The sequence below is a fragment of the Paenibacillus silagei genome (genome assembly GCF_017874735.1).
Classification (GTDB): Bacteria; Bacillota; Bacilli; order Paenibacillales; family Paenibacillaceae; genus Paenibacillus_AQ; species Paenibacillus_AQ silagei.
This window is the reverse complement of the sequence record NZ_JAGGLV010000022.1, coordinates 16,198-27,143: the sequence shown is the minus strand read 5'-3', so window position 1 is coordinate 27,143 and position 10,946 is coordinate 16,198. Positions and strand designations below refer to the sequence as shown.

The 10,946-nt window shown below is 58.4% G+C and carries 8 protein-coding genes; 5 read left to right on the top strand and 3 right to left on the bottom strand.

The window, feature by feature from the left end:
- Positions 1–110: 110 nt before the first annotated feature.
- Positions 111–797 (bottom strand): DinB family protein, encoded by a 687-nt coding sequence (locus J2Z70_RS25420; protein ID WP_209877831.1) that lies wholly within the window; start codon positions 795–797, stop codon positions 111–113.
- Positions 798–935: 138 nt separating this feature from the next.
- Between J2Z70_RS25420 and J2Z70_RS25415 the strand changes: the two genes are divergently transcribed.
- Positions 936–1,388, top strand: a complete 453-nt coding sequence (locus J2Z70_RS25415; protein ID WP_036723807.1) for a MarR family winged helix-turn-helix transcriptional regulator — start codon at positions 936–938, stop codon at positions 1,386–1,388.
- Positions 1,385–2,917 carry a DHA2 family efflux MFS transporter permease subunit gene (locus J2Z70_RS25410; RefSeq protein WP_209877829.1) on the top strand — a complete coding sequence of 511 codons (1,533 nt, stop codon included), beginning with the start codon at positions 1,385–1,387 and terminating at the stop codon, positions 2,915–2,917. Before J2Z70_RS25415 ends, J2Z70_RS25410 begins: the two co-directional genes overlap by 4 nt.
- 277 nt (positions 2,918–3,194) lie before the next feature.
- On the opposite strand, the gene J2Z70_RS25405 is transcribed toward J2Z70_RS25410, so the two are convergent.
- Complete coding sequence (locus tag J2Z70_RS25405) at positions 3,195–4,148, bottom strand: helix-turn-helix transcriptional regulator (RefSeq protein ID WP_209877827.1); 954 nt, start codon at positions 4,146–4,148, stop codon at positions 3,195–3,197.
- A 37-nt stretch (positions 4,149–4,185) separates the two neighbouring features.
- Positions 4,186–4,866 carry a DedA family protein gene (locus tag J2Z70_RS25400; RefSeq protein ID WP_209877945.1) on the bottom strand — a complete coding sequence of 227 codons (681 nt, stop codon included), beginning with the start codon at positions 4,864–4,866 and terminating at the stop codon, positions 4,186–4,188.
- 108 nt (positions 4,867–4,974) lie between these two features.
- On the opposite strand from J2Z70_RS25400, the gene J2Z70_RS25395 reads away from it, so the two are divergent.
- From J2Z70_RS25395 to J2Z70_RS25385, 3 genes are all read left to right on the top strand, one after another.
- Positions 4,975–6,402, top strand: coding sequence for a polysaccharide deacetylase family protein (locus J2Z70_RS25395; protein ID WP_245368512.1), 1,428 nt, complete (start codon positions 4,975–4,977; stop codon positions 6,400–6,402).
- A 226-nt stretch (positions 6,403–6,628) separates the two neighbouring features.
- Positions 6,629–8,104 (top strand): DUF58 domain-containing protein, encoded by a 1,476-nt coding sequence (locus J2Z70_RS25390; protein WP_209877825.1) that lies wholly within the window; start codon positions 6,629–6,631, stop codon positions 8,102–8,104.
- Entirely contained in the window at positions 8,073–10,625 is a 2,553-nt protein-coding gene (locus J2Z70_RS25385; RefSeq protein ID WP_209877823.1) for a transglutaminase-like domain-containing protein, read from the top strand. Before J2Z70_RS25390 ends, J2Z70_RS25385 begins: the two co-directional genes overlap by 32 nt.
- The last annotated feature ends 321 nt before the right edge of the window (positions 10,626–10,946 follow it).

Below are 10,946 nucleotides of genomic sequence, written 5' to 3'. Positions count from 1 at the left end.
AACCGACTACATGGAGCAGGCGCGGAGCATGTGGGCCGAATGTAGTCAAAAAACCGACTACATGGAGCAGACGTGAAGGACGTGGGCCAAATCCTCCGGATACCCCGGAGTCACTTCTGCAGCAGCAGCTTCACCCGCATCGCTTTGTTCAGATGGACGAAGTTATGGCGGGTAGCCGGCATCAGCACATGACCGGCAAAGGTCTTGCCGCCCCAATAATCCAGCAGCCACTGCTCGGTGTCCAACACGGCCTTCTCTTCCCGGACTCTCTCGAACTGCGCCGGAGTTGCCTTCATCCCGAGCTGTCCCGGCTCCAGAGCGGATAGGATGGAACGTGTTCTGCGGGCGACATCGCGCCGGTACTCGGATAGCGCTCCGAGATTCACCTCTCTACTGAGTGCAGCAACATCCTGTTCACTCATTCCGTTGCCGGAATGAACGTAAGGAACCCCCAGCCTCCGGGCATACTGACCGGAGTATAGCACCTGCTCACGGTCTGCCCCCAGGATGTTCATGGTGATATCCTCTATTCGTGCACTGTGCCACAGATGCCAGATTATAGAATTACGGCTGCCGGGTGTCTGCACCGGGTAGCTGCGCGCGGTGGACTCCAGCAGCTGGTCCCATAAGGCATCCTCATAGGTTGCCTGTTCCCCGTTGCCTTCTTCAGAGGCGTAGAGGGAGGTATGCAGCTCCAGAATGATAGCGACTGCTTCAGTATGCGCCTCCGGCTTGGTGATGATCCTGGACAACATTTTATGCTGCCTGTTCCAGTGATTTCGTTGTTCTGTATTCATGTTTAATCCTCGCTTTCCGTAATTTTTCAGAAAATTTCTGTAAGAAAATCATTGACGGATAAATAGGTAAATAGTAAAATAGTTCGCATGCGAAGTATTATTGTGAATTTGTGCATTATGCTTGTGGAGGGATAAGGCTTGGAAGAAAAGGAAAAGCAACTGGACGATATTCTGTCCTCTTTCCGCTGCATCACCCATAATTTCCAGCAGCTTCTGTGGAAGGATGCAGAGGAGCTTAACATCACATCTACCCAGCTGATGGTATTGCGTAAGTTATCCTTGCATCCCGATATCGGGATCACGGAGCTGGCCGATCTTCTGCATCTGGGCAACAGCGCAGCCAGCGGTGTAGTGGACCGGATGGTGAAGGCCGGACTGATTACCAGAGAACGCTCGCAGAGCGACAGACGAATATTTAAGCTGGCGATGACTGAGAAGGGCAAGGAGATCCGTCTGCTCAGCAGACAGTCACTCCGAAGACATTTGCAGCCCTTGGCAGACATTCCTGCGGAGGATGTACAGGAGCTGCTGCGGCTGCATGGTGAAATTATCCGAATTCTAGAACAAGGGAGAGACAACAAGAAGCTATGAGTACAATTACAGCCGGTAATGCACCGTCCAAGACGGTCCGCAGAGGCCCGATTATCGCAGCGCTCCTGATCGGCGCCTTCGTGGCGCTACTCAATCAGACGCTGATGAATGTGGCGCTGCCCAAAATGATGGAGGATCTGAATATCCTCGCCAATACGGCCCAATGGCTGACGACAGGGTTCATGCTGGTTAATGGTGTGCTCGTGCCGATCAGCGCCTATCTGGTGGAGAAATTTACGACCCGCCAGCTCTTTACGACGGCAATGATGTTATTTTCGATAGGTACACTGGTCTGTGCAATAGGAACAGGCTTTGAGATGATTATGGTCGGCAGAGTCATTCAGGCTGTAGGTGCCGGAATTCTGATGCCGCTGATGAACATTGTGTTCCTGCGTATCTTCCCGATTGAAGAACGGGGCAAGGCGATGGGACTGATGGCGGTTGCGATGATTTTTGCTCCGGCTGTCGGACCTACCTTGTCCGGCTGGGTTGTGCAGAACTATTCCTGGCGCGTGCTGTTCTACATCGTGCTTCCGCTGGCCATTTTCTCAATGCTGCTCGGCATGAAGACTATGCAGAATGTCGGTAAGCTGACTTCTCCGAAGCTGGATAAACCGGGTGTGATTCTGTCTACACTGGGCTTCGGCGGGCTGCTCTACGGCTTCAGTGATGCCGGAACAGACGGCTGGGGAAGCACGACTGTTATTCTCTGCCTGATCCTGGGTATCGTGTCTCTGGGGCTGTTCGTATGGCGTGAGCTGACCACAGATAAGCCGTTGCTTGAGTTCCGCATTTTCCGCTACAACATGTTCTCCCTGACTACCGTGATCAACATTATCGTCACTATGGCTATGTATGCAGGGATGATCCTGCTGCCGATCTATCTGCAGACCATCCGCGGCTTTACACCGATGGAATCCGGACTGATGCTGCTCCCGGGTGCGGTTCTGATGGGCGTGATGTCACCGATCACCGGAATTATATTTGATAAAATCGGAGCCAGATGGCTGGCGGTTATCGGCCTTGCCATCACCACTGTAACGACCTGGGAATTCAGCCAGATCAGCACCACTACCACTTATACTCATCTGATCCTGACGTATACGGCCCGCATGTTCGGGATGTCGATGCTGATGATGCCTATCGTCACCGCCGGTCTGAACCAGCTGCCGCAGCGTCTGGCTTCTCATGGTACAGCCATGTCCAACACCCTGCGTACCGTGGGCGGTGCACTGGGGATGGCCCTGTTCGTCAGCCTGATGACCAACCGTACGAAGAGCAACATTACCGATGCACTGGTAAGCGGTGCGGTGTCGAAGACCGATAAGGCTGCGATGCTGAAGCTTACACAGGAAGCAACGATTAACGGGATTACCCATGCTTTCGCTGTAGCAACCTGGGTGACTGTTGTTGCCCTGGTGCTGGCGCTGTTCATCCGCAAGACCTCTCCGCAGCCCGACTTCCTGAAGACGGAAGAAGCGGAAGGCGGACAGCCGCAGCCGAGCCTGACGAAATCACAGAGAGCATAATCCTGTATATAGTACAAAAAGACGATCCGATATAACCGTTAACGGTTGCCGGGTCGTCTTTTTGCGTCTGCGAACTAGGGTGGAATTGCCCCACTGTCCTTCATCCTCCCCAGTCTCCCAGTCAAAAACCGGCTTCTCCCTTAGAGTATAAACCGGCAAACCTGACAACATGGATTCAGGTTCGGAAGCGGATGGAAAAAGATTGTACATGCTTGAATGCGGGTGGGGTGGAAAGGAGGTCATGCGATGGCGAATTGAAAATGCTTAGGGTCGGCTTTTATTGCCGCTCCGGCAAGTCTGATGAATATACCGCCGCGACGCCGCGGGCCACCTCGCCTAATCTGCGGCGGATGTGCTCCGGTCCCAGCACCTCCAGGACGGTTCCGAAGCTTAGCAGGAAGCCGTATAGCCAGTCATTCTCAGGGTACTGGAGCGTTAGGGTGTATCCGCCGGTATCATCCTGCTGGAGCGTCTCACAGTCGAAGTATTCTTCGGCGAGATGCTTGCCTTCCGGCGTGAAACGCAGCTTGACCGGTGTGAGATTCTGCGGTTCCTTCCAGCTACTACTCCACGGCAGCTCTGTAAGCGGAATATCCTGGCGGATATAGTGCCTGTTCTTCTTCACTAGCGCTTTCATCCGCAGCAGCTTGAAAAGGCGGAAATCCTGACGCTCCTCGCAGAACCCGTATAAGTACCAGAATTGTCCCTTGAGGACCAGCGTATAGGGCTCGACCGTACGCTGGCTTACCCTGCCTTCGGCAGTTATGTATTCAAAAGTGACCATGATCTCCTCCTCTAAGGCTTCTTTAAGGAGGTCCAGCCGCTCCTCCAGCGGAGCTGTCAGCTCCCAGGGGGAGAAATCGACGATCATTTGCGTGGTTTTGCTGCGGAAGGCGGAGATCTGGGAGGGAGGGACAACGCTGCTGATCTTCTCCATCAATAGCTGATGGCCCTCTCCTCCGATGGAGGAAGCGCTTTGCAGCGCACTGAAAATATCGGCCAGCTCGCGTTGCGATAATACGTTGCGGTCCAGCCGGTAGCCCTGCATGAGGCCGATGCCGCCCCCTGCGCCCTGATAGGTAACCACAGGGATGCCTGCGCTGTTAATACTGTCTATATCGCGGTAAATCGTACGCACGGAGACCTCGAACATATCGGCCAGCTCCTTGGCCTGAATCAGCGGCCGGTTCAGCAGCAGAATGACGATGGAGAGCAGACGGTCTATTTTCACAGGGATACCTTCTTTCGGGCGTTAGTTGAGGCTTTAGTCAGCGGGTCTTGGAGGTTTCTTTAACCTTCACTTGGACCTTGGCATCAAGCGTAGCTACCGGCTTGCGCCGCCGCAGCCGCAGAGAAATGGCTGCCCGGTAACGGTAGAGGACAATCAGCGCGGCGATGGCCAGCACGCCGACCGCAATCCAGAGGGCGTAGGATTCGATCAGGTGGAAGATGCCCATCCACTGCGGGCCGAAGATTTTGCCGATTCCGAGGAATAACACTACCCAGAATATTGCGCCCCCGTAGGCATACATAGCGAATTTACGGAAGGGCAGGGCAATAATCCCGGCAAAATAGCCGGTGAAGTGGCGGACGCCGGGGATGAAATAGCCGATGGAGATCAGCACACTGCCGTATTTCTCGAACCAGCGCTGCGTCTTTTCCAGCTTGGCCGGAGAGAACATGAACCATTTGCCGTACCGCTGGATAAAGGGCAGACCGGCCTTGAGCCCGATGAAATATGTAATGGTCATCCCGATTGTAGTCCCTAAGAAGGCTACGATCACCAGGGTGAAGAAATCCAACCTCCCCGTGAAAGAGAGAAATCCTGCGAAGGCCATCGTGGTCTCCCCGGGAAAAGGCAGGGCGATAAATTCGAGCAAAAGCCCGAAAAACAATACGCTATAACCATAGCTCGCAAACAATTCTTGTATCCATTTCAGCATATCCATAGATTCTTCACTCTCCAAAGGCTGCGCGCCTATTCTATTCTGAAGCTTGTCTTCATACAATCTACCAAATGGTGCGGGTGCGCCAATAGAATGCTGGAGGTAGAGAAGATGAAGAACAACCTGGAAAATCCTATCCGCCGCATCATGATCTGCGGGTTGCTTGTTATTGCTGTTGTGCTGAGTCTGGGTGTGTCAGCCTATGGAGGGCAGGGGAATTCTTCCGGTTCGCGGATTACGTACTCCCTGCAGGCTGAAGCAGGCAGTGCGTTACCTCTACTCTCTAAGAATAATGCTCCGGCTGTCCCGGTGCAAGATTTGCCTCCGGCAGCGGCCAGAATGACAACCGCAGAATCACGGCAGCCGCATATTTCGGGCGGTTCAACCCCTAAGGCAGATGCAGAGCGTCCTGCTCCCGCTATACAACAAGTAGCTGCTGCTGCTGCGGGGAAAGCTGCTCCAGCAGCCGGTCACCGTAAGGAGAAGGTGGTCTATCTGACTTTTGACGACGGGCCAAGCGCAGTTACTCCCAAGGTGCTTAGCATATTGCAGGAGCAGGGGGTTAAGGCGACCTTCTTCGTGCTGGGGGATCAGGCCGCAGGGCGTCCCGAGCTGATCCATGCCATCTGGGAGCAGGGGCATGCTATCGGCAACCATACCTATAATCATAACTATCATGATTTATATAGCGGCTTCACGGAATTCTGGCGTCAAATCAAGCAGACGGAGGAAACGGTACGTGAGATCACAGGCGTCCGTCCGCAACTGGTCCGTGCGCCGGGCGGCACGTTCGGCCATTTCGACAGTACATACTTCAATCTGCTAAAGCAGGCAGGATACCGGGTGATGGACTGGACTGTGGACAGCGGAGATTCCCGCCGCCGGGGAGTGCCCGCTGCGGAGATTGTGCAGGCATCTGTGGCTGACTTGAACTCCGCCAGTGTGGTGCTGCTGCTGCATGACGGATCAGGCCATGAACAGAGTGCCAAGGCGCTGCCTGCCATTATTGAACGCTACAGAGCGGCCGGTTATGAGTTCGGCGTTCTGGATACGCAGAGTGATCCCGTACAGTTCAGGGTGTCCTCCAAGGCAGCCTCGCTTCAGCGGAGCAAGCCGTCACAGGATTGGATATCGGCCAATATTGCTCCGAATGCGGAGCTGTTTGCACCAGGCAAGGCGCTTGCGCTTGAGATTGGGCGGATGGAGATCAAGCTGAAGCCCGGAGAGTACCGTCTCCAGGACGGGCAGTACTATGTTCCGCTACGCGCCACCGTGGAACGGCTGGGCGGGCGGGTCGGCTGGGATGCGGATACCCGCAGCGCAGCTGTTAGCTGGAACGGCCGCAGCATGACGTTAGACTCACAGAAGCAGGAGGTTGGCATTCACTGGCCGGACGGTACAGCAGAGTACAGGGCGGCACAGGTGCAGCTCCAAGGCTCCTACCTCTGGGTACCCCTGCGTATGCTGCTTGAGGCGGCAGGTCATCCGGGTGCGGAAGCCTTTGTTAATGCAGAGGAGCGCAGGGTTACCGCAGCTTAAGGCGGATATCCGTTTTGGAGGAGGGCTGGACGGAGGGGACGGCAGGATACGACAGGGACGGCAGGGGGGCTGGCGGGAAAAGCGGCTGCTGAATGTCTGGGCACCCTTTTTCGTGGAAAGAATAGATAGCAACAGGCCTCAGCAAATAGTATAGCCAGAGAAAGTACAGGCTGTCAGGGGGCTAGTCTATGACCATGGAAGGGTGTCCTCCTTGTCCTCATCATCATTGACAGATCCAAAATCACAGGTGTATTCACAGCAGAACAGGTACGGGAATGCAGAGATAGCCGGGTTCCCCCGGAAGCGCGTCCGCCGCGCAGCGAAGGAGTGGGGGCGAATGCTGCTCCTGATGGCAGTTACCGGAGGACTGTATATGTGGCGCGGCGGAGAATCGCTCCTGCTGCTGCTGACAGCGGGCGGTGTGGTCATGTCCGGCGGCCTGCTGATGCAGCTCTGCGGTCCCCGGAGAGTTAGTGTCCAGCGCACGATTGTTCCTGCGCGTCTGTCTGCGGGGGATGACGCCGTTGTGGAAGTTCAAATTTCTTTTGCCGCCAGAATCCCGCTGCCCTGGATGATTGTGACCGATTACTGGAGCGGGGGCAGCCATCAGGAGCTGCTGTTTCCCGGCTTCCGGCGTTCCTTCAAATATTCTTATGAGCTGCTGTCCGTTCCCAGGGGTGTACATCAGCTTCATGGGTGCAGTATAACTTGGGGGGATCTGCCGGGGCTGTTCACCGGCGGCTGCCAGCCGGGCGGCAAGGCGGACTTCAAAGTGCTGCCAAGGGCGTTATATATGGGCACAGTTGTGCCGGATACCGGCTTGCTGCCGGGAGACCGTGTGTCCGGGCGGGGGAACCACAGCAGCCCGCAAGCAGCGGATATCCGTGATTATGCGCCGGGTGATCCGTTCAGCCGGATTCACTGGAAGAGCAGCGCCCGTAAAGGCAATCTGCAGAGCAGAGTGCCGGAACGTGAAGCGGGGCAGATGACCTGCATCGTGCTTGCGAGCAGTCCGGCGGATTACGAGATTCCCGGCGGTGCGCACCCTCCCCGCAGCCAGCGGAGGTCGGTGATCCCGGCCTTTGAACAGGCGGTATCGGCTACGATGGGGCTGCTGCTCTCTGCCGAGCGTACCGGCAGCTACATCCAGCTCTTCAGCGGCGGCTGGCCGGAAGGGATGGCCAGACATGAGGGACTGGGCCAGATCCCCGGGAGGGTCCGGGATCTGCTTACAGAGATTGCCCCATCCGGTTCACAGAGTCTCAGCAGACTGCTGGAGGATGCGTCACAGAGCTGGATTCCCGGGATGACGGTATCGGTCGTTACCGGCAGGCTGGAGGAGGAGTCAGCGAGAACGCTGGCCCGCTTCCTGGTTCAAGGAATCAGGGTGGAGCTGTATTATGTCTGGGACCAGCCTTCTCCGAGCCGGACTCAGGGTAGTCCTGTGCGGAGCCCGGCCGGAGCAGCGGGGACGCTACCGGAGCTATCCCGCAGCAGCAGGCTGGCACCGGAGGGGTGGGAAACAACCGGGCAGCATGATCCCGCAGCTTACGGGAACAGCAGACCGCCTGCCTCGGATACGATTGCGGGAAGTCTGATGCGGCTTGGCGCGAGGATTCACTGTCTGGGCTATGCTGCTCCTGCACAAGGGTACAAGGGGGCGGAGCCTGATGGATTCCCGGATAACTCCACCTCCTGCTAGTGCGGGTACGGATAGCGCCAGTCCGAAGGGTTCAACCCACAGCGGGCATCGCCGCTACGGAAGCATCATGTTTACAGCGGCAGGGATGGTGGAATCAGACCTTGCAGAGAACAGCTCCGCTGGTAAAAGAGAGAACAGTCCTCTGTATTATCGCGGTCTGTTCTCTTTGGCGATTATGGGCGTCTTTGGGCTGTGGCTGCTGCCGCTCTACAGATTGCCTGCGGCAGCGGACCATACACAGCTCCTGAGGCTCCTGATGCTCTCGGCAGCAGCACTTCTCGCATGGGGCTGTCTGCTGTTGCCCCGTCTTGTCCAGGCAAGCGGGCAGCTTCTGCTAATCTTCATGACCTGGTATGGTCTCTGTGCTGCAGCGGGAGGTGGGGGCGGGTGGCTGAAGGTCTATGCCATGGAGAAAAGTGGACAAGATGCCCTGCTGCTGCTCTCTGGCCGGATCTCCGCATTAAGCGAGGACAGCAGGCTGCTGATTCTGGTGCTGGGCTGGGGGCTGCTGGTGTCCTCCGTCCAGCAGCTCGCGCTGTACAGGGGAAGTATTGCGCTGTTCACCGGTGTAACGCTGGTGTATCTGCTGGTGCTGGATATGGGCTATGCTGTTAATACTTCCGGGGATGTCCTGGTCACTGCGGGGCTGATCCTATGGCTGCGGGCTTTAAGCGGGCTGCTCCACCTGCAAGAGAGGACAGAAAGGCCTGTTCTTCCATACGCCCGCTGGGGAGCCAGGGCATTCTCGGCAGCTGTACTGGTAACGCTGGCCGCCTGGATGGCCGGGCAAGGGCTGGGCGCGCGCCCGGCTGCCCCGGTTACACTGCAGCCGGTGCTGGACAAGCTGGAGCACTGGGCAGCGGCGCAAAGACCGGAGGAGGCAGGCGTACCCGGCACCGGCAGCACCGGCTACAGTATGGAGGACAGAGAGCTTGGCATGCCCCTGACTCCCAGCCGGGAGGCGGCCTTCACGGTCACTGCTTCCCGTCCCTACTACTTGCGGGGGGAAAGCATGGCGTATTATGACGGCCGCCGCTGGATCAGGAGCGGAGCCGCGTATTCAGCGCTGAATCTGCCCCGGCTGTCCGGGGCGCTGCCCGCTCTGGCGAATGCTTCATCGGCCGGGGGTCAGACCCTCACCCAGCGGATTCAGCTCGCTGCTCCTTCCACTGGAGGTGTGCCTCTGTTCAGCGCAGGCGCTATAACAGACGTACAGAACATCCGGCTTGCGGACGGAAGCCAGCTGGGTTACGTGCTGGCCAGCCCGGACAGGCTCAGCTTCCGCCTGCCGGAAGTCTACGGCTCCGCAGGGGTTACGGAGTACACCGTCAAGTCTGTTCTGCCGCCAAGTGATCCGGCAGTGCTGCGGAAGCTGAGGGGGAGTGATCCTGACGGGGTCCGCAGCCAGTATTTGCAGCTCCCCGCTGCTCTGCCGCCCAGAGTGCGTGCACTGGCCGGCGATATTACTGCTGCTGCGGCGAGCCGTTACGATGCCGCCGTAGCTGTAGCCGGTTATCTTCAGGAAGGCTATACCTATTCGCTGAAGACCCGCGTGCCGCCGTCCGGTGCCGATTTCACCGATGATTTCCTGTTCGGGACCCGTCAGGGCTATTGTGTGCATTTTGCCACTGCGATGACGGTCCTGCTGCGCAGCAGCGGCATTCCGGCGCGGTACGTCCAGGGCTACGGCCCGGGAACCGCCGTGCCCGGCTCTGTGCCGCAGCGCTACAGCGTGACCGGCGGCGATGCCCACGCCTGGGTCGAGGTCTATTTCCCCGGCGCGGGCTGGGTCCCCTTCGACCCCACGCCCTCCGCCGCTGCCGCCGCTGCCCTCGGCGCGGCGGCTACGGACCCGGCGGCGGCCTCCGCGCCGCCGGACACCCGCCGCTCCGCTGCGCTGCACGCGGACGCGCTCACCGCCGCCCTGCCGCAGGCGGGCGGCCCGGACACTGCGCCGCTCGCACTGGCGGCGCTGGTGCTGGCTGCCGCCATCCGCTGGCGGCGCAGCCTGGCCCTGCTGCCGGCGGTGCGACGCGCCGGCAGGCTTGGCCGTGAGCGGCAGCTGCGCGCCGCCGCTGCGGCCTGGCACGGGCTGGCGGCGCGCTATGGGCCGCCGCTGCCCGGGGTTACCGCCAGGGAGTACGCAGACTCCCTGGCTATCGAGGACGGGCGGCTGCGCGCCGCCGTCCGGGGGTTTGTACGCCAATGGGAGACCCTGGCGTATGGCGGCGCCGGAGGCGGCGTGCCTTTAGCGGCCGCGAGCTCCGCTGGAGGCGCCGTGCCTTTGCCGGCGTCGGGCTCTGGTGGCGGTGCTGCGCCCTTGGCGGCGTCGGGCTCCGCTGGAGACGCCATGCCTTCAGCGGCGTCGGTCCCCACCGGAGGCGCCTTACCTTTGTCGCACTCTGCGCGGATGTCGCCCTCCTTGCCCTCGTCACCCCCCGAGCCCCCCAGCGCTGCCGATGCCACGAACGCAGCGGCTTTTATGGCCCGGTGCCTGATGATCACCTTCCATCTAACTTGATCGAGAAGCGGCGTCCCTGCATTTGCAGCGGACGTCTTTTCATATAGGGAATCATGACTTCCGTCTGCCCCGGATAGAGGTACATATAATGGACCAAATGTAGGCGAAAACATACATGTCAATCAAGGCACAACTCCAGCATGAAAAGAGCAGCGTGCTATCGTCCATTCATCTGTTTAGCGTATTTTCACAACCGAATGCAATTTGTTGGGGGGGCGGCGAGGGGCAAATGTAATCGAAAAACGAAATTCGGCGCTGCGTGGGCACGAGGACCAAATGTAATCGAAAAACCGACTATATTTAGCGCTGCGTGGGCACGTG

Bases quoted from the DNA above. Each gene is read 5' to 3' on its own strand.
- J2Z70_RS25395 (WP_245368512.1), top strand. From the start codon at position 4,975: ATGAAGAACAACCTGGAAAATCCTATCCGCCGCATCATGATCTGCGGG.
- J2Z70_RS25410 (WP_209877829.1), top strand. From the start codon at position 1,385: ATGAGTACAATTACAGCCGGTAATGCACCGTCCAAGACGGTCCGCAGA.
- J2Z70_RS25400 (WP_209877945.1), bottom strand. From the start codon at position 4,866: ATGGATATGCTGAAATGGATACAAGAATTGTTTGCGAGCTATGGTTAT.
- J2Z70_RS25420 (WP_209877831.1), bottom strand. From the start codon at position 797: ATGAATACAGAACAACGAAATCACTGGAACAGGCAGCATAAAATGTTG.
- J2Z70_RS25385 (WP_209877823.1), top strand. From the start codon at position 8,073: ATGGATTCCCGGATAACTCCACCTCCTGCTAGTGCGGGTACGGATAGC.